General features: G+C 69.8%; 16 protein-coding genes and 1 riboswitch. Of the genes, 13 read left to right on the forward strand and 3 right to left on the reverse strand.

Annotated elements, in window-relative coordinates:
- Positions 1-188 precede the first annotated feature (188 nt).
- The 10 genes from ACWF79_RS33610 (at position 189) to ACWF79_RS33655 (ending at position 10,327) form a co-directional block, all read left to right on the forward strand.
- Positions 189-797, forward strand: a complete 609-nt coding sequence (locus ACWF79_RS33610) for a CDP-alcohol phosphatidyltransferase family protein (RefSeq protein ID WP_453731980.1) — start codon at positions 189-191, stop codon at positions 795-797.
- A 114-nt stretch (positions 798-911) separates the two neighbouring features.
- Positions 912-3,407, forward strand: coding sequence for a sugar phosphate nucleotidyltransferase (locus ACWF79_RS33615; RefSeq protein ID WP_453731981.1), 2,496 nt, complete (start codon positions 912-914; stop codon positions 3,405-3,407).
- Between the two features lie 101 nt (positions 3,408-3,508).
- Entirely contained in the window at positions 3,509-4,438 is a 930-nt protein-coding gene (locus ACWF79_RS33620; protein ID WP_453731982.1) for a DUF881 domain-containing protein, read from the forward strand.
- Positions 4,435-4,767: a small basic family protein gene (locus tag ACWF79_RS33625; protein ID WP_015032176.1), complete on the forward strand. Its 333-nt coding sequence runs from the start codon at positions 4,435-4,437 to the stop codon at positions 4,765-4,767. The genes ACWF79_RS33620 and ACWF79_RS33625 overlap by 4 nt, the downstream gene beginning before the upstream one ends.
- An 83-nt stretch (positions 4,768-4,850) precedes the next feature.
- Complete coding sequence (locus ACWF79_RS33630) at positions 4,851-5,651, forward strand: DUF881 domain-containing protein (protein ID WP_453731992.1); 801 nt, start codon at positions 4,851-4,853, stop codon at positions 5,649-5,651.
- 82 nt (positions 5,652-5,733) lie between these two features.
- On the forward strand, positions 5,734-6,654 hold the full coding sequence (locus ACWF79_RS33635) for an FHA domain-containing protein (protein WP_453731993.1): 921 nt from the start codon (positions 5,734-5,736) through the stop codon (positions 6,652-6,654).
- Between the two features lie 28 nt (positions 6,655-6,682).
- Positions 6,683-7,435, forward strand: a complete 753-nt coding sequence (gene ftsR, locus ACWF79_RS33640) for a transcriptional regulator FtsR (RefSeq protein WP_453731983.1) — start codon at positions 6,683-6,685, stop codon at positions 7,433-7,435.
- Between the two features lie 53 nt (positions 7,436-7,488).
- Positions 7,489-7,962, forward strand: coding sequence for a bifunctional nuclease family protein (locus tag ACWF79_RS33645; RefSeq protein ID WP_158985224.1), 474 nt, complete (start codon positions 7,489-7,491; stop codon positions 7,960-7,962).
- A gap of 247 nt (positions 7,963-8,209) precedes the next feature.
- The gene (locus tag ACWF79_RS33650) at positions 8,210-8,812 is read left to right on the forward strand and encodes a MerR family transcriptional regulator (protein WP_453731984.1); all 603 of its coding nucleotides are present in this window, start codon (positions 8,210-8,212) and stop codon (positions 8,810-8,812) included.
- A gap of 114 nt (positions 8,813-8,926) precedes the next feature.
- The gene (locus ACWF79_RS33655; RefSeq protein ID WP_453731985.1) at positions 8,927-10,327 is read left to right on the forward strand and encodes a DNA polymerase IV; all 1,401 of its coding nucleotides are present in this window, start codon (positions 8,927-8,929) and stop codon (positions 10,325-10,327) included.
- A gap of 190 nt (positions 10,328-10,517) precedes the next feature.
- On the opposite strand, the gene ACWF79_RS33660 is transcribed toward ACWF79_RS33655, so the two are convergent.
- Positions 10,518-10,886: a PRC-barrel domain-containing protein gene (locus ACWF79_RS33660; RefSeq protein ID WP_453731986.1), complete on the reverse strand. Its 369-nt coding sequence runs from the start codon at positions 10,884-10,886 to the stop codon at positions 10,518-10,520.
- A gap of 114 nt (positions 10,887-11,000) precedes the next feature.
- A riboswitch (glycine riboswitch) is annotated at positions 11,001-11,099 on the forward strand.
- A 177-nt stretch (positions 11,100-11,276) separates the two neighbouring features.
- Here ACWF79_RS33660 and gcvP point away from each other — a divergent pair.
- Positions 11,277-14,162, forward strand: a complete 2,886-nt coding sequence (gene gcvP, locus ACWF79_RS33665) for an aminomethyl-transferring glycine dehydrogenase (protein WP_453731987.1) — start codon at positions 11,277-11,279, stop codon at positions 14,160-14,162.
- A 94-nt stretch (positions 14,163-14,256) separates the two neighbouring features.
- Here the strand turns inward: gcvP and ACWF79_RS33670 are convergent, their stop codons facing one another.
- Together ACWF79_RS33670 and ACWF79_RS33675 are read right to left on the reverse strand one after the other, a co-directional pair.
- Entirely contained in the window at positions 14,257-14,463 is a 207-nt protein-coding gene (locus ACWF79_RS33670) for a DUF5999 family protein (RefSeq protein ID WP_453731988.1), read from the reverse strand.
- Between the two features lie 366 nt (positions 14,464-14,829).
- Positions 14,830-15,450: a hypothetical protein gene (locus tag ACWF79_RS33675; protein ID WP_453731989.1), complete on the reverse strand. Its 621-nt coding sequence runs from the start codon at positions 15,448-15,450 to the stop codon at positions 14,830-14,832.
- A 480-nt stretch (positions 15,451-15,930) separates the two neighbouring features.
- Here ACWF79_RS33675 and ACWF79_RS33680 point away from each other — a divergent pair, with 480 nt between their 5' ends.
- Both ACWF79_RS33680 and ACWF79_RS33685 read left to right on the forward strand, forming a co-directional pair.
- Positions 15,931-17,430 carry a glutamate-cysteine ligase family protein gene (locus tag ACWF79_RS33680; RefSeq protein ID WP_453731990.1) on the forward strand — a complete coding sequence of 500 codons (1,500 nt, stop codon included), beginning with the start codon at positions 15,931-15,933 and terminating at the stop codon, positions 17,428-17,430.
- A 112-nt stretch (positions 17,431-17,542) separates the two neighbouring features.
- Entirely contained in the window at positions 17,543-18,322 is a 780-nt protein-coding gene (locus ACWF79_RS33685) for a CPBP family glutamic-type intramembrane protease (protein WP_453731991.1), read from the forward strand.
- Positions 18,323-18,476 lie beyond the last annotated feature (154 nt).

The following is an 18,476-nucleotide window of genomic DNA, read 5'->3' on the forward strand; positions in this document are numbered from 1 at the left end:
TGCAGGGGGGACCCTGTGGGAGAGTAGGACGCCGCCGAACAATTTTTAGCCTCAACCCCTGGACCTTGTCCGGGGGTTGAGGCATTTTTGCGTTCAGGAACAGGTGGTCGACCCCTGTGCACCTGGTCGTCGTGGCTGAGGGTAAGGTCAGGGGGCATCATTGGCACGTTCCCACAGGAGGCCCCCGGGTGGAGGTCCAGGAGACTCGCGTTCAGACGGACCGGGTCCTCACCATCCCCAACATCCTGAGCATGGCTCGCCTCGTGGGTGTGCCGCTCTTCCTGTGGCTGATTCTCCGCCCTGTCTTCGGCGGCCCCAACAGTGATGGCTGGGCTCTGCTCGTCCTGATGCTCAGTGGCGTCAGCGACTATCTCGACGGGAAGCTCGCGCGGCGCTGGAACCAGATCAGCAGCCTTGGCCGGCTGCTCGACCCCGCCGCCGACCGGCTCTACATCGTTTCCACCCTCATCGGGCTGACCTGGCGCGAGATCCTGCCGCTCTGGCTGACCGTCGCCCTTTTCGCCCGCGAGCTGATGTTGCTGGTCATGGTGGGAATCCTCCGGCGGCACGGGTATCCGCCGCCGCAGGTGAACTTCCTGGGTAAAGCTGCCACTTTCAACTTGATGTACGCGTTCCCCCTGCTGCTGCTCAGTGACGGAACGGGCTGGCTTTCGTCACTCGCCGAAGTTTTCGGGTGGGCCTTCGCCGGATGGGGTACAACTCTGTATTGGTGGGCAGGGATCCTCTACGTGGTCCAGGTCCGTCGACTCGTGAAGGCGGATACATCGGCCGATTGAGCCGCCTGTCCTTGTGCCGTGCAGTGTCGCCGGCAGGACGAGGACGCCCGATGCCAGTGAGCGGGCAGGTGAAGTCGGCAGGACCGTCGTCTCTTCAAGGAGGACGCTTCCGACATGAAGGCCGTCGTGATGGCCGGTGGCGAAGGAACTCGACTTCGCCCCATGACCTCGAGCATGCCCAAGCCTCTCCTGCCGGTGGCCAACCGGCCGATCATGGAGCATGTCCTGCGACTGCTCAAGAGGCACGGACTCACCGAGACCGTCGTCACCGTGCAGTTTCTCGCCTCTCTGGTCAGGAACTACTTCGGTGACGGTGAAGAGCTCGGAATGGAGCTCACGTATGCCAACGAGGAGAAACCGCTCGGCACCGCAGGCAGTGTGAAGAACGCCGAGGAGGCATTGAAGGATGATGCCTTCGTCGTCATCTCGGGGGACGCACTCACCGACTTCGACCTCACCGACCTGATCGCCTTCCACAAGGAGAAGGGCGCCCTGGTCACCGTCTGTCTGACCCGTGTGCCCAATCCGCTGGAATTCGGCATCACGATCGTGGACGAGGAGGGCAAGGTCGAGCGGTTCCTGGAGAAGCCCACCTGGGGGCAGGTCTTCTCGGACACCGTGAACACGGGCATCTACGTCATGGAGCCCGAGGTCTTCGACTACGTCCAGGCCGACGTCTCGGTGGACTGGTCGGGTGACGTCTTTCCTCAGCTCATGAAGGAAGGCAAGCCCATCTACGGCTATGTCGCCGAGGGCTACTGGGAGGACGTCGGTACCCACGAGAGCTACGTCAAGGCGCAGGCCGACGTGCTCGAAGGCAAGGTCCAGGTCGAGCTCGACGGATTCGAGATCTCGCCCGGCGTGTGGGTCGCGGAGGGCGCGGAGGTGCACCCCGACGCCGTCCTGCGCGGGCCGCTGTACATCGGCGACTACGCCAAGGTCGAGGCCGGCGCGGAGGTGCGTGAGCACACCGTCATCGGGTCGAACGTCGTCGTCAAGAGCGGCGCGTTCCTGCACAAGGCCGTCGTCCACGACAACGTCTACATCGGGCAGCAGAGCAATCTCCGCGGCTGTGTCATCGGCAAGAACACCGACGTCATGCGGGCGGCCCGGATCGAGGACGGGGCGGTCATCGGGGACGAGTGCCTGGTCGGTGAGGAATCGATCGTTCAGGGCAACGTCCGGGTCTATCCGTTCAAGACCATCGAGGCCGGTGCCTTCGTCAACACGTCCGTCATCTGGGAGTCGCGCGGTCAGGCGCACCTCTTCGGAGCGCGTGGAGTCTCCGGGATCCTCAACGTGGAGATCACCCCCGAGCTGGCCGTACGGCTCGCGGGGGCGTACGCCACGACATTGAAGAAGGGCGCTACGGTCACCACCGCGCGTGACCACTCCCGTGGCGCTCGTGCCCTGAAACGGGCCGTGATCTCGGCGCTGCAGGCCAGTGCCATCGACGTACGCGACCTGGAGAACGTACCGCTGCCGGTCGCGCGTCAGCAGACCGCCCGGGGAAGTGCGGGCGGGATCATGCTGCGGACCTCGCCCGGTGTGCCGGACTCCGTGGACATCATGTTCTTCGACGAGCGGGGAGCGGATCTCTCGCAGGCCGGGCAGCGCAAGCTGGACCGGGTCTTCGCACGTCAGGAGTACCGGCGGGCCTTCCCGGGCGAGATCGGCGACCTCTCGTTCCCGGCGAGCGTCTTCGACTCGTACACCGGCTCTCTGCTGCGGAACGTCGACACCTCGGGCATCGCCGAGGCCGGTCTCAAGGTCGTCGTGGACGCCTCCAACGGCAGTGCGGGGCTCGTTCTGCCGAGCCTGCTCGGCCGGCTGCAGGTGGACTCGCTGACGATCAACCCGGGGCTTGACGAGTCGCGGCCCACGGAGTCGGTGGAGACCCGGCGTGCCGGGCTCGTGCGGCTCGGGGAGATCGTCGCCTCGGCGCGCGCCGCGTTCGGGGTGCGATTCGACCCGGTGGGTGAGCGGCTGTCGCTCGTCGACGAGCGGGGCCGGATCATCGAGGACGACCGCTCGCTCCTGGTCATGCTCGATCTGGTGGCCGCCGAGCGGCGCTCGGGGCGGGTGGCGCTGCCTGTGACGACCACGCGGATCGCCGAGCAGGTCGCCGCGTACCACGGCACGCAGGTGGAGTGGACGACGACCTCGCCGGACGATCTGACGAGAGTCGGCCGTGAGGAGTCGACGATCTTCGGCGGTGACGGCCGGGGCGGCTTCATCATTCCGGAGTTCAGCAGCGTCTTCGACGGTGCCGCCGCGTTCGTACGGCTCATCGGTCTGGTGGCGCGGACCCAGCTCACGCTGAGCCAGATCGATGCCCGTATCCCACGGGCGCACGTCCTGAAACGGGACGTCGCGACGCCGTGGGCCGTGAAGGGGCTCGTGATGCGCCGGGTGGTGGAGGCGGCCGGTGAGCGGTCCGTGGACACCACCGACGGCGTACGGGTCGTCGAGGCCGACGGGCGGTGGGTGATGGTGCTGCCCGACCCGGCCGAGGCCGTCACCCATCTGTGGGCGGAGGGTCCCGACGACACCTCGGCGCAGGCCCTGCTCGACGAGTGGTCGAACGTGGTCGAGAGCGCAGGTCACTGAAGCGACGGGACGGGTGAGCCGGGTGGTGTCCGTGGGACACCGCCCGGTTCATCGGTGGGGCCATTCGGCGGTAGCACCGCCGACGTGCGACGATGTGCGGCATGTCGCAGCAGCACCCCGTTCGGAGCACCGGAACCCCACCCGCGCGTCCGGACGCGTCCATGTCGCTGCTGACCAACGTGATGGACCACGCGCTCGACGACGGCTATGCCGAGGCCTCGGCCCGGCGCGCCGCCGAGGGCGGCGGGCTTCCTCGTACGCTCCGGGCCAAGCTGGGGCTCGCGGCGGGCCTCGTCCTGGCCGCCGCCGTGGTGACCGTGGGTGCGGCCGAGGCGCGTATCTCGGCGCCCGTCGTGGCCAAGGAGCGGCAGGAGCTCATCGACCGGATCGAGGCGGAGACCACCGCGGCCGACAGGCTGGAGGAGGACGTCGAGAAGATCCGCGTCGAGGTCGGGGACCGGCAGCGTAAGGCGCTCGAACAGCACGGTGGTGACCAGGCCGAGCTGGTGGCGCTGCTCTCGGGCGCGACGCCTGTACGCGGTCCCGGTGTGAGGCTCGTGGTCGACGACGCCAAGGACACCGACAGCGGTGGCGGGGGTCCCCGGGAGAGCAGCGGGTTCTCCGACACCGGCCGGGTCCGCGACCGTGACATGCAGCGGGTCGTCAACGGACTGTGGGAGTCGGGTGCCGAGGCCGTCGCGATCAACGGCCAGCGCTTGACGTCGCTGTCCGCGATCCGGGCGGCGGGCGACGCCATACTGGTCGACAACAAGCCGCTGGTGCCGCCGTACACGGTGCTCGCGGTGGGGGACGGGCAGCGGCTGAGCACCGCGTTCCAGGACAGCGCCGACGGGCAGTATCTGCACGCGCTGCAGGAGAACTTCGGGATCCGTACCAGCATCTCGGCCGAGACCGAGGTGCGTCTGCCGGCCGCGCCGAGCCTGATCGTACGTACAGCAGTGCCGAGGGGAGCCGGGGCGGCCGACGCCACCGGGCGGGCCACGGCCGACACAGGGAAGGGCACATCTTGATCGCCGTACTGGGCCTGATCGTGGGAGTCGTGGTCGGACTGTTGGTCCGTCCCGAGGTTCCGGCGGTGGTCGAGCCCTATCTTCCGATCGCCGTGGTCGCCGCCCTGGACGCGGTCTTCGGTGGTCTGCGGGCCATGCTCGACGGGATCTTCGTCGACAAGGTCTTCGTGGTCTCCTTCCTGTCCAACGTGGTGGTCGCCGCGCTGATCGTCTTCCTCGGCGACAAGCTGGGCGTCGGTGCGCAGCTGTCGACGGGTGTGGTCGTCGTGCTCGGCATCCGCATCTTCTCCAACGCCGCCGCCATCCGGCGGCACGTCTTCCGGGCGTGACACCGATGAGCGACGACGTGACGCCGGGCAGCCCGGAGAACCCGGAGAACCCGAAGAACTCGGACAACTCGAAGAACGCGGACATGCCTGGCAACTCGAACGAGGACCGGGCGGCCTCCGCGACGCCGCCCGCCGGGCCGCCGCCGGCCGCGCCCGAGCCGCAGCTGACCGGGCGGCAGCGGCTGGCCGCAGGGCTGTGGCCGCCGCGTGTGAGCCGGGCCCAACTCATCGTCGCCGTGCTGCTGTTCGTCCTCGGCCTCGGCCTCGCCATCCAAGTCCGTTCCACCAGCGACAACAGCGCGCTGCGCGGGGCACGCCAGGAGGACCTGGTTCGGATCCTCGACGAGCTCGACGACCGCACGCAGCGCCTGGAGGACGAGAAGGCGCGCCTGGAGACGCAGCGCTCGGAGCTGGAGTCCAGCTCGGACCAGGCCGAGGAGGCGCGCAAGCAGACCCAGGAGAAGGAGCGGCAGCTCGGCATTCTGGCCGGAACCGTCGCCGCGGAGGGGCCGGGGATCACCCTGACGATCCGTGGGGCCGCCGCCGCGGTCGAGTCGGACATGCTGCTCGACGCGATCCAGGAGCTGCGTGCCGCCGGCGCCGAGGCGATCCAGATCAACGACGTACGGGTCGTCGCTGACAGCTACTTCACAGGAAGTGGCGGTGACATAGAGATCGATGGAACGAAGGTGACCGCTCCGTACGTCTTCAAGGTCATCGGCAAGCCCGAGGATCTCGAGCCCGCGCTCAACATCCCCGGTGGAGTCGTCCAGACGCTGGAGAAGGAGCAGGCCACCGCGACCGTGGCCCGGTCCCAGAAGATCGTCGTGGATGCCTTGCGACCTGCGAAGCGGCCTGACTACGCTCAGTCGTCCTCGCAGTGAGGCGGGGGCACATGGCAGCCGCGCGACATGGGGATGGCGTTGCGGGGGGTCGCCGCACCACAAGGGTGGTGCGTGGTGGAAACTGTCGGGTGGATACGGACGTTGTGAGGATGTCCGGGTCGGCAGGTGTGTTCATTCAGGGTTCGTCCTGCCCCACGGGCGGGTCTGTTTCGGTCAAGGGGAATCGCCCGTGAGTTTTTTTGCGAAGTTGTTCGGCAAGAGCGCACGCGAGGACGGCGGCAACGCCAAGCACCGCGCGCCGCGCCACGCCCAGAGTGAGGAGGAGCAGGGTAGCGAGCGCCCGCTCTTCCGTGACGAGGTCGGCGGCCAGGGCGCGTCGTCTGTTGACCCTGCCGGTGCCGGGCGCATAGGTTTCGGGGAACCATCAACCTCAAGTACGGGTGGAGGGTTCACCCCCGACCCGTACGCGACCCAGACCTCCGCGGGTCAGCCGCGGCGGGAGGACGCGTCCATGCCGGTGTGTACGAGGTGCGGTCACCGCAATGCCGCGGACAGCCGTTTCTGCTCCCACTGCGGCACGCCGCTGCGGGGCGGGGCGAACGTGGAGCGCGCGTCCGAGACGACGTCGACGATCTCGATCTCCGGTCTCGAGGCGTACGACGCCGAGGTCACCGGTCAGACGCAGCTGCCGAACCTGTCGCCCGAGGCGCTGGCGGCCGTCGAGGCGCTGCCGGCCGGTTCGGCGCTCCTGGTGGTGCGCCGGGGACCGAACTCGGGCAGCCGCTTCCTGCTGGACAGCGAGCTGACCACGGCCGGCCGCCACCCGCAGAGCGACATCTTCCTCGACGACGTCACCGTGTCGCGGCGTCACGTGGAGTTCCGGCGGGCGCAGGACGGCAGCTTCACCGTCGCCGACGTCGGCAGCCTCAACGGCACGTACGTCAACCGTGAGCCGATCGACTCGGTCGTTCTGTCCAACGGCGACGAGGTACAGATCGGCAAGTACCGGCTGGTCTTCTACTCGAGCCAGCGAGGCATGTGACGCATCGGGAACTCTTCAGGGAAGGTCCATGCTGCGAACACCGACGGGCGGTGCCGGTCACCGCACCGCCACCGCGGGCGACCGGCTGGTCAGCATCGGGACGGTGCTGAATCAGCTGCGGGACGAGTTTCCCGAAGTGACCATCTCGAAGATCCGGTTCCTGGAGGCCGAGGGGCTCGTCGAGCCCCGGCGCACGGCCTCCGGGTACCGGAAGTTCAGCCCGCAGGACGTCGAGCGGCTCGCTCAGATCCTGCGGATGCAGCGTGATCACTATCTTCCGCTGAAGGTCATCCGGGAGCATCTCGACGCCCTCGCCCGGGGTGAGCAGATCAAGCTTCCCTCTCCCAGCCCCCAGCGGGATCTGCTGGGCGACGCGGTCGGCGCATGGGATGCGGACGGTGACCGTCCGACCGCCGCGCGTGTGGGGCGGGCCGAGCTGCTGGCCGCCGCGGAGGTGACGGAGGAGGAGCTCGTGGAGTGGGAGTCGTACGGACTCATCGCTCCGGGGCCCGAGGGCGGGTACGACGCCGAGGCGGTGACTGTCGCCAGACTTGTCGCGGATCTGGGGAGATTCGGTCTGGAGCCGCGACATCTCCGGGCGGTCAAAGCGGCCGCCGACCGGGAGGCGGGGCTCGTCGAGCAGATGGTGGCGCCGCTGCGGCGGCACCGTAACCCGCAGACCAGAGCCCATGCGGAGGCCACCGCGAAGGAGCTCGCCGGGCTCTCCGTACGGCTGCACGCGGCACTGGTCCAGACCGCGCTGGGGCTCCGGCTGCAGTGATCTTGTGGGGCCCCGACTACCCAAACCGGTCGGGCACGTCCTAGGGTTGCTGTGTGAACGAGCTCGACGTTGTGGGTGTCCGGGTGGAAATGCCCTCCAACCAGCCGATCGTGCTCCTGCGTGAAGTGGGAGGCGATCGGTACCTCCCCATCTGGATCGGACCGGGGGAGGCGACCGCGATCGCCTTCGCCCAGCAGGGCATGGCCCCTGCCAGGCCGCTGACGCACGACCTGTTCAAGGACGTCCTTGAGGCGGTGGGCCAGGAGCTCACCGAGGTCCGCATCACCGATCTCCGTGAAGGTGTCTTCTACGCGGAGCTGGTCTTCGCCAGCGGTGTCGAGGTGAGCGCCAGGCCGTCCGACGCGATAGCGCTGGCCCTGCGCACCGGGACGCCGATCTTCGGCAGTGACGGCGTGCTGGACGACGCCGGTATCGCGATTCCGGACGAGCAGGAGGACGAGGTGGAGAAGTTCCGCGAGTTCCTCGACCAGATCTCCCCGGAGGACTTCGGGTCCAGCAGCCAGTAGCCGGTAACCGGTACCGAATGGCCGAAAGTCGGTGGCCGGCCGCTGGGTGGCTGGTGGCCGGCGGGCTTGGTCCGGCGTCGTCTGCGGGGCGCCGTCAGCGCATTCGGATAGCCTTTCCCCGGAGAGGGACACGGGAAACCACTCTCAGGGTGATTATCACTCGGCGTGCCCAGTGTGGCGATCGTTGACGCACCCCAAGTGACTGCCTACCTTCGTGTGGGCAGGTCAAGGACGGAGGGTCGGCGTGATGAGCAGCGGCGACGGTACGGCAGGGGGCTCCCTCGGGCGCGCGCCCGAGGAAAGCGGTCCGTATCCGCTTCACGGCAGTGTGGGCGACTTCGGGGCGGACGAGTCGGACACGGTGGGGTACCGGGGGCCGACCGCGTGCGCGGCGGCGGGGATCACCTACCGCCAATTGGACTACTGGGCCCGGACCGGGCTCGTCGAGCCGAGCGTGCGGCCCGCGTACGGGTCGGGGACGCAGCGGCTCTACAGCTTCCGTGACGTCGTCGTTCTCAAGATCGTCAAGCGTTTCCTCGACACCGGGGTGGCGCTGCAGAACATCCGGGCCGCCGTCCAGCACCTGCGGGCCCGTGGTTTCCGCGATCTGGAGCGGATGACCCTGATGAGCGACGGCGCGACGGTGTACGAGTGCTCCTCGCCGGACGAGGTCGTGGACCTGCTCCAGGGTGGCCAGGGTGTCTTCGGTATCGCCGTGGGCGTGGTCTGGCGGGACGTGGAGGCGGCGCTGTCGCAGCTGCACGGTGAGCGGATCGACACCGGCGAGACCCTCATCGGGCACAACCCGGGCGACGAGCTCGCGCGGCGGCGGCGCGATCGGGCGGTTTGAGCGGTCCCGTCCGGGGTGGGTCTGTTCTCGGCGCGTGCTGGGCACGCGCCTCTCTGTGGCGCGGGTGTGCGTGAGTACGGTCGGTTGTCAGTGGCGTAGGGCAGCATCGGAGTTGTGAGAGCCGCGCCGACGATTCTGCATCTCGACATGGATGCCTTCTTCGCGGCCGCCGAGCAGGCGGCCAAGCCGAGTCTGCGCGGAAAACCGGTGGTCGTGGGTGGGCTGGGACCGCGTGGGGTCGTGGCCACGGCGTCGTACGAGGCGCGGCGTTTCGGCGTGCACTCCGCGATGCCGATGGCGCAGGCGCGGCGGCTCGCGCCCAATGCCGCCTACCTTGTGCCGCGCTTCGCCTTCTACCGGTCGATCAGCGAGCAGGTCATGGAGCTGCTCGGGCGGCTTTCGCCGCTTGTGGAGCCGCTGAGCCTGGACGAGGCCTTCGTGGACCTGGAAGCCGGGGGTGTGGCGGACGACAGCCGGAGCGCGCGGGAGGCCGGTGAGCGGCTGCGCAGGGACATTCTCGCGACCACGGGGCTGTCGGGGTCGGTGGGGCTGGCGGGGTCGAAGATGATCGCCAAGATCGCTTCCGAGGAGGCGAAGCCCAACGGCCTGGTGCTCATGGAGCCGGGGACCGAGCGGGAGCTGCTGGGGCCCAAGTCGGTGCGGATCCTGCCGGGGGTCGGGCCGGCCACGGGGGAGCATCTGCGGCGGGCCGGGATGACGACGGTGTCCGACCTCGCGGAAGCGGGCGAGGACGAGCTTGTACGGCTGCTGGGGCGGGCGCACGGGGCCTCCCTGTACAGGATGGCCCAGGGGTACGACGACCGGCCCGTGGTGGCCGAGAGGGACGCGAAGTCGGTGTCGGTCGAGGACACGTTCGACGTGGACCTGCACGACCGGGTGCGGATCCGGGTCGAGGTGGAGCGGCTGGCCGAGCGGTGCGTGGGGCGGCTGCGAGCTTCGGGGCACTCGGGGCGGACGATCGTGCTCAAGGTGCGGCGCTTCGACTTCTCGACGCTGACGCGCTCGGAGACGTTGCGGGGGCCCACGGACGATCCGCTGGTGGTGCGGGAGGCGGCGGGGCGGTTGCTGGAGGGGGTGGACACCACGGGCGGGGTGCGGTTGCTGGGGGTGGGGGTGAGTGGCCTGGCGGACTACACGCAGGAGGATTTGTTCGCGCAGGCGGAGGCGGCAGCGGAGGTGGGGGGTGTGGTGGGGGCCGGGGTTTCGGGCGCCTCGGCGGGGGAGGCGCCGGTGCCCGAGGTCGCTCCGGAGGCGGAGGAGCCGGTGACGGCCGCCGAGCGGAGATGGGCGCCCGGGCACGACGTACGGCACGCCGTGTTCGGGGCTGGGTGGGTGCAGGGGAGCGGGGTGGGGCGGGTCACCGTCCGCTTCGAGGAGCCGGGGTCGGCGCCGGGGCGGGTGCGGACGTTCCTCGTCGACGATCCGGAGCTGGCGGCGAGCGAGGCGCTGCCGCTGGTGGGGGGCGGCGGGGAGGGTACGGCGGCGGTCGCCTAGCGCGTGCGCCCGGCCGCCGGCCGGGCTGGTGTTCCCACCCGCACCGCCCGTGCGGCTGGGAGAGCAGAGGTGCGGGTCATCCTGGTGGGGGTTGCGCGCCGTCGGCGGCTGGCGCGGGAGGGCAAGGCGGGGCGGGCGCCCGGCCTTCGGCCGGCCTGGTGTCTTCGCCCGCATCGCCCGTGCGGCTTGTCTACGTTTCCTCCTGGCCTGCCAGGTGGCCGAAGTCGTGGTCCGGTGGGGGAGCTGGGGGGAGGGCCAGGTTGTAGTGGCGGTAGAGCTGGAGTTCCTGTTCCGGAGACAAGTGGCGGCCTACGCCGAAGTCGGGGGCGTCCTTGATCAGGGCGCGTTCGTACGGGATGTGGAGGCCGTCACCGATCAGTTCGCTCGGCTCCAGGGGGACGAACGCGTCCCGGCCGAAGAGGCCCGTGCGGACCGCCGCCCATTCGGGGACGCCCGTCGCATCGTCCAGGTACACCTCGTCCACGGTGCCGATCTTGTGTCCGTTGCGGTCGAACGCCTTGCGGCCGATCAGGCTGCGCGGATCGATGTCGGTCTGCACGGTCCCTCCAACAGGTCGCAACTGCTCTACAAGGACTACGAAAGTGCACATCTGGGATGTCGGCCACTTGAGCGATGGAAGTCGCAACCGCGCTGGTAGGCTGGCTGTGGCTGTCGACCCTGTGCGGGAGAGTCCTCCGGAGAAACCTTTCGGAGGCGCCGAAGGAGCAAATCCTCCCCGGAATCTCTCAGGCACCTGTACCGCATGGACGAGGTCACTCTGGAAAGCAGAGCGGAGGTCCGACGGCGTCCGCTCTCACCGACGGTGAAAACCGGCGTGCCTTTGGCGTGCCGGTGAAGCTCTCAGGTTGAGATGACAGAGGGGGAGGCCGTCCGGGTACCCGCGCCGTGGTGCCCCTCGCAGGTCGTGACGACCAGGAGGCCTCCGTACATGACCGCCCACCGCATTTCGCTCTCCGAACTCGAACAGGGCATCCCGTTCGAGCAGCGGCACATCGGGCCCGACGCCGAAGCCCGGGCCAAGATGCTCGCGCAGGTCGGCTACGGCTCCCTCGACGAGCTCACGGCCGCCGCCGTGCCGGACGTGATCAAGAACGCCGAGGCCCTCGGCCTGCCGGCTGCGCGCACCGAGGCCCAGGTCCTCGCCGAGCTGCGTGAGCTCGCCGACCGTAACCAGGTTCTCGCCCCGATGATCGGGCTCGGGTACTACGGGACCTTCACGCCGCCCGTGATCCTGCGGAACGTCATGGAGAACCCCGCCTGGTACACGGCCTACACGCCGTACCAGCCCGAGATCTCCCAGGGTCGTCTCGAGGCGCTGCTCAACTTCCAGACGATGGTCGCCGACCTCACCGGGCTGCCGACCTCCGGCGCCTCCCTCCTCGACGAGGGCACCGCGGCCGCCGAGGCCATGGCGCTCTCCCGCCGGGTCGGCAAGGTCAAGAACGGTGTCTTCCTCATCGACGCCGACGCCCTGCCGCAGACCATCGCCGTCATCGAGACCCGCGCCGAGCCGACCGGTGTCGAGGTCGTCGTCGCCGATCTCAGCGAGGGCATCCCGGCCGAGATCGCCGAGCGCGGTGTCTTCGGTGTGCTCCTGCAGTACCCCGGCGCCTCCGGTGCCGTCCGTGACATCAAGCCGCTCATCGACGCGGCCCACGAGCTCGGCGCGATCGTCACCGTCGCCGCCGACCTGCTCGCTCTTACCCTGCTCACCTCGCCCGGTGCTCTTGGGGCCGATATCGCCGTCGGTACGACGCAGCGCTTCGGTGTGCCCATGGGCTTCGGCGGGCCCCACGCCGGGTACATGGCCGTCCAGGACAAGCACGCCCGCTCGCTGCCCGGCCGCCTCGTCGGCGTCTCCGTCGACGCCGACGGCAACAGGGCGTACCGCCTGGCCCTGCAGACCCGCGAGCAGCACATCCGCCGCGAGAAGGCCACCAGCAACATCTGCACCGCACAGGTCCTGCTCGCCGTCATGGCCGGCATGTACGCCGTCTACCACGGGCCGGACGGGCTGAAGCAGATCGCCCAGCGGGTGCACCGGTACGCCTCCGTCCTCGCCGAGGGCCTTCGCGCCGGTGGCGTCGAGGTGGTCCACGCCAGCTTCTTCGACACCGTCACCGTCCGCGTGCCCGGCCGGGCCGCCGAGGCCGTCGCCGCCGCCCGCGAGGCCGGCGTCAACCTGTACCTCGTCGACGCCGACCACGTGTCGGTCTCCTGCGACGAGACCACCGGGCGCGCGCAGGTCGCCGCCGTCTGGGCCGCCTTCGGTGTCGTCGCCGACATCGAGGCCCTGGACGCCGCGACCGAGGACGCGCTGCCCGCCGGGGTGCTGCGCACCGACGCGTACCTCACCCACCCGGTCTTCCACGCGCACCGGTCCGAGACGTCGATGCTGCGCTACCTGCGCAAGCTCGCCGACCGTGACTACGCGCTCGACCGCGGCATGATCCCGCTCGGCTCCTGCACCATGAAGCTGAACGCGACCACCGAGATGGAGCCGGTGACCTGGCCGGAGTTCGGCCAGATCCACCCCTTCGCCCCCATCGAGCAGGCCCAGGGCTACCTCACGCTCATCACCGAGCTGGAGGAGCGTCTCGCCGAGGTCACCGGCTACGACAAGGTGTCGATCCAGCCCAACGCCGGTTCGCAGGGCGAGCTGGCCGGTCTGCTGGCCGTCCGCGCCTACCACCGTGCCAACGGCGACGAGCAGCGCACCGTCTGCCTGATCCCGTCCTCGGCGCACGGCACCAACGCCGCCTCCGCCGTGATGGCCGGCATGAAGGTCGTCGTCGTCAAGACCGCCGACGACGGCGAGGTCGACGTCGAGGACCTGCGCGCGAAGATCGCGCAGTACCGCGACGAGCTGTCCGTGCTGATGATCACCTACCCGTCCACGCACGGTGTGTTCGAGGAGCACGTCGCCGACATCTGCGCCGAGGTGCACGAGGCCGGCGGTCAGGTGTACGTCGACGGCGCCAACCTCAACGCGCTGGTCGGGCTCGCCAAGCCGGGCAAGTTCGGCGGCGATGTCTCCCACCTGAACCTGCACAAGACCTTCTGCATCCCGCACGGTGGCGGTGGCCCCGGCGTCGGCCCGGTCGGTGTGCGCGCGCACCTCGCCCCGTACCTGCCGAACCACCCGCTGCAGCCGACCGCCGGTCCGGAGACGGGCGTCGGCCCGATCTCGGCCGCCCCGTGGGGCTCGGCCGGCATCCTGCCGATCTCCTGGTCGTACGTGCGGCTGATGGGTGGCGAGGGGCTCAAGCGCGCCACGCAGGTGGCCGTGCTCGCGGCGAACTACATCGCCAAGCGCCTGGAGCCGCACTACCCGGTGCTCTACACCGGTCCGGCCGGGCTCGTCGCCCACGAGTGCATCGTCGACCTGCGCCCGCTGTCCAAGGCGACCGGCGTCAGCGTCGACGACATCGCCAAGCGTCTGATCGACTACGGCTTCCACGCGCCGACGATGTCGTTCCCGGTGGCCGGCACGCTGATGATCGAGCCGACCGAGTCCGAGGACCTCACCGAGCTCGACCGCTTCTGCGACACGATGATCGCGATCCGCGGCGAGATCGAGAAGGTCGCGTCGGGCGAGTGGCCGGCCGGGGACAACCCGCTGGCCAACGCCCCGCACACGGCCGCCGCGCTGGGCGGGGAGTGGAACCACCCGTACACCCGTGACGAGGCGGTCTTCCCGGCCGGTGTCTCGGCCGCGGACAAGTACTGGCCGCCGGTCCGCCGGATCGACGGCGCGTTCGGCGACCGCAACCTCGTCTGCTCCTGCCCGCCGCTGGACGAGTACGACCAGTAGTGCGGACATGAGTCAGGGCCGGTTCGGAGAGTTCTTCTCCGGGCCGGCCCTTGCGTGTTCCCTCGTACGTGTCGTGCCCGACGCGCGGCCCGCGTCAGGCGGCGGTCGTCACGCGGCCCACCGTCAGCGGGCGGTGCGGGGCGATGATCTGGCCGTCCGGCAGGAGTTCACCGGTGTCCTCGAAGAGCAGGACCCCGTTGCACAGCAGGCTCCAGCCCTGCTCCGGGTGGTGCGCCGTCATGCGGGCCGCCTCCCGGTCGGCGGACTCGGCGGTGGGACAGGCAGGCTGGTGCTGGCACATGGATGGGTTCTTTCGCTGCGTCGTGGTGAGTGTGTGTGTCGTCCTGCGGCTCGGTTCGGTGCTCATGGCCGCCCCCCGTGGTCGGTTCGGTTGGTCCAGTGTTCCCCTACGGACGGCGATCCGCAGGTATTTCGCGGCAGCTCTTCCTACTGCATGAAGACGTATCACCCGCGCGGGCGGTTCAACTCAACTGGGCCATCTCTTCGGGTGGTTCGGGATAGCCCTGGTGGGCTAGCCCGTACGGGGAGGGGTGTTCGAGGCGCACGTTCGGCAACAGCAAGGCTTTCCGGGGCGGGTGCCAGGGCAACAGGGCGCCCCGCGGCCACGGCGGCCGCGGGGCGCGACGGTGGTTCGTCCCGGACCGGCTCAGGCCGGCGCCGGGGTGCCGAAGAGCGGTGGGGGAGCCAGCCGCAGCGTGAGGACGGGCAGCAGGTCGGCGACCAGGTGGGGCTGGTTCGCCGCGATGCCGGGCGGTGCCGGGGCGAGCGGGATCAGCAGGTCGGCCGGGTCGGGTGCGGACGAGGCGCCGTCGGCCTCGGTGTCGCCGTGCAGCCAGAGCGTCAGCATGTACAACTCCGGTACGGACAGCAGCCTCGGCTGGTACGCCGTGGGCAGCGCCTCGGCCTGGAGCAGGGCGCGTTCGGTGGCAGCGACGTAGGGGCCTTCGAAGAAGTGCGAGAAGGACCAGCCGTCGGGGGTGAGCATGGTGTCGGCGGCGGCGACCGCCCGGTCGGCGCCCCGGATCAGGAAGCGCCAGCCGGCCAGCCGGGTGCGCGGGGCCTGCCCGGACGGGATTCCCTGGTCCCGTACGTCGACGACCTGGTCCCGTACGTCGAGGACGTGCACGGGCAGGGGCAGCTCGGGGCTCAGTGGCCCGTGGGCCGTCCGCAGGGCGGGAGTTCGCGCCTCGCGGACGGCGGTGGGGGAACCGAGGGCCGCGAGGACACTGCGCAGGGCCGGCGCGGGGGCCGGGGAGGGTCGGAGCATGATGGGTCGCCTCTCGCTCAGGAGACACGTTGATGCGTGGGCAGGAACGACGGCGCTGTGGGCTGCCGGGCCGAAAGGGCCATGAAGCCATGGCCGGGTGCCAACACTCTGCCTCGTCCGCGGAGTTTATACGAGACGTGTTCACGCAGTGTTTCCGCTAGCGGTCGCCGATATTGCGGGCAAGGTCTCATCCGGCCTTGTTCCTGAGGCGATTCATCGTATATGTGACGGGTGCCGGTCGTCTGCCTGCGAGGTCTTCACCGAAGCGGACGGCCGGATATCGACTCCCCGCTTTCGTTGAATATGTTCGGGGAATATGTCCATTGCCGGATGCCCGTGGGGCGTGCCGAGCGATTGCTCGAACCAGCCTATCGTTCAACGAGGACGGGCCGCAGGCGTTATGGATCAATAGTGTGGGCATCATCGTCCGTGACGCGCGCGGCCGTCGCCGTGGCCGCCCGATCGGAAGGAACGCTTCCCATGGGGGAGAAGGTCGTGGCAGACGGGTTCGGCCTGTCCGATCGGCAGCGATACCGCAGGAAGCTCCAGCAGTGTCTGGCGGGGCTTGCGCGGCTCCTGGCGGAGAAGAGGTTCGACCGGCCGAGGAATCTGATGGGCCTGGAGATCGAACTCAATCTCGTGGGCGCCGACGGCATGCCCAGGATGGTGAATGGGGCTGTCCTGGATCGCATCGCGAGCCCGGATTTCCAGACGGAACTGGGAATGTTCAACCTCGAAGTGAACATCGCCCCGCACCGGCTCGGCGGGCGCGTTTTCGACCGGCTCGCGGAGGAACTCAGGGCCGGTCTGGGATATGCCGACCGCAAGGCCCACGAACTCGACGCGGGCGTCGTCATGATCGGAATTCTGCCGACGCTGGCACAGGATGATCTCGTCTCCGAGAACCTCTCCGACGTCGATCGTTACACCCTCCTCAACGACCAGATCGTCGCCGCCCGGGGAGAGGATTTCACCCTCGACATCCACGGCGTGGAGCGGCTGACCTGCACGGCCACGTCGATCGTGCCCGAGGCCGCCTGCACCTCCGTGCAGCTGCACCTCCAGGTCACGCCCGCGCGGTTCGCCGCGGTGTGGAACGCGGCGCAGGCCGTGACGGCGGTCCAGATCGCCGTCGGCGCCAACTCGCCGTTCCTCTTCGGCCGCGAGCTGTGGCGCGAGTCCCGGCCGCCGCTGTTCACCCAGGCCACGGACACCCGGCCGCCGGAGCTCCAGGCGCAGGGGGTGCGGCCCCGGACCTGGTTCGGGGAGCGGTGGGTGGACTCCGCGTACGACCTCTTCGAGGAGAACCTCCGGTACTTTCCCCCGCTGCTGCCGATCTGCGACGAGGAGGACCCGCTCCGGGTCCTGGACCAGGGCGGGGTGCCACGGTTGCAGGAGCTCGTCCTGCACAACGGGACCGTGTACCGCTGGAACCGGCCGGTGTACGGCTGGGTCGACGGCGTCCCGCATCTGCGGGTGGAGAACCGGGTGCTGCCGGCCGGGCCGACCGTCACCGACGTCGTCGCCAACGCGGCCTTCTACTACGGCCTGGTGCGGGCGCTGGCCGAGGACACCCGGCCGGTCTGGAAGCGGCTGCCCTTCGAGGACGCCGCCGCGAACTTCGACACCGCGTGCCGCCACGGCATCGAGGCGGAGCTGCGCTGGCCGCGCCCGGGCCGTTCGGGCGGGGTGGCCGCCGTACCGGCCGTACGACTCGTCCTCGACGAACTGCTGCCGCTGGCCGCGGCCGGGCTCGACGCGTGGCACGTCGAGCCGGCCGACCGCGACTTCTACCTCGGGGTCATCGAGGAGCGGTGCCGACGGCGGGTCAACGGCGCGTCCTGGCAGGCCGACACCTTCCACCAGGCGCTGGCGTCCGGCCTCGACCGGGACGCGGCGCTGGCGGCCACGACCCGCCGGTACGCCGAGCTGATGCGGGGCGGCGAGCCGGTGCACCTGTGGCCGGTGGGGATCGACTAGTCGGGCAGAGGGGCGCCCCGGAATGGCGCGCGGCACGGGCCGTCACGCATGATCTCCGTACCCGGAAAGCGATGGGGAAGTGGAGACAGGTGTGGTGTCGGATCAACGAGTGGTGCCTGACGCGCTTCCGCCCGGCGGCCCTCCGCGCGGGATCCTGCGGTCCGAGACCCTGATCGTCCTGGCGCTGTCGCTCGGCGCGAGCGCCGTGTCGTCCCTCATCAGCTTCATCGGTTCGCTGACCAAGCCCGGCGGTCTGAAGGAACAGGCGGCGACGCTCAACGGCTCGTACACGCCCGGGCGGCCGTGGCTCGATCTGGCCTGGCAGCTCTTCGGCATCGCCACGGCGCTCGTCCCGGTCGTGCTCGTCGCGCATCTGCTGCTGCGCGAGGGGGCGGGGATGCGGGCGATCGGCTTCGACCGGACCCGGGCCTGGCCCGACCTCGGGAGGGGCGCGCTGGTCGCGGCCGGGATCGGGAGTGCGGGGCTGGCCTTCTACCTCGCGGCGCGGGGAGCCGGGTTCAATCTGACCGTGGTGCCCGAGTCGCTGCCGGACGTGTGGTGGAAGTACCCGGTGCTGATCCTGTCGGCGGTGCAGAACTCCGTACTGGAGGAGGTCATCGTCGTCGGCTATCTGCTGCGCAGACTCGGGCAGTTGGGGTGGTCGCCGATGGCCGCGCTGGTGGCGAGTTCGGTGCTGCGCGGCTCGTACCACCTGTACCAGGGGATCGGTGGCTTCGTCGGGAACGTCGTGATGGGCGTCGTCTTCGTGTACCTGTACCGGCGCTGGGGGCGCGTGGGTCCGCTGGTGGTGGCGCACGCGCTGCTCGACATCGTGGCCTTCGTCGGGTACGGGCTGCTGGCCGGCCGGGTGGACTGGCTGCCCACCGTGTAGGCGCAGGTGTGGAGAAGGGGGGGGGGGGCGGGGGCGCGCCCCCCCCCAACCCCCCCCCGGGGGGGGGGGGCGCAGGGGGGGGGGCAGGGGGGTTTTTGGTTTTGATCGCCCGCGTGGGGGGCGACCGCGCCGGAGGGTGGGTGGGCCGGGGGTT

The sequence above is a fragment of the Streptomyces sp. NPDC054975 genome, assembly GCF_053609105.1.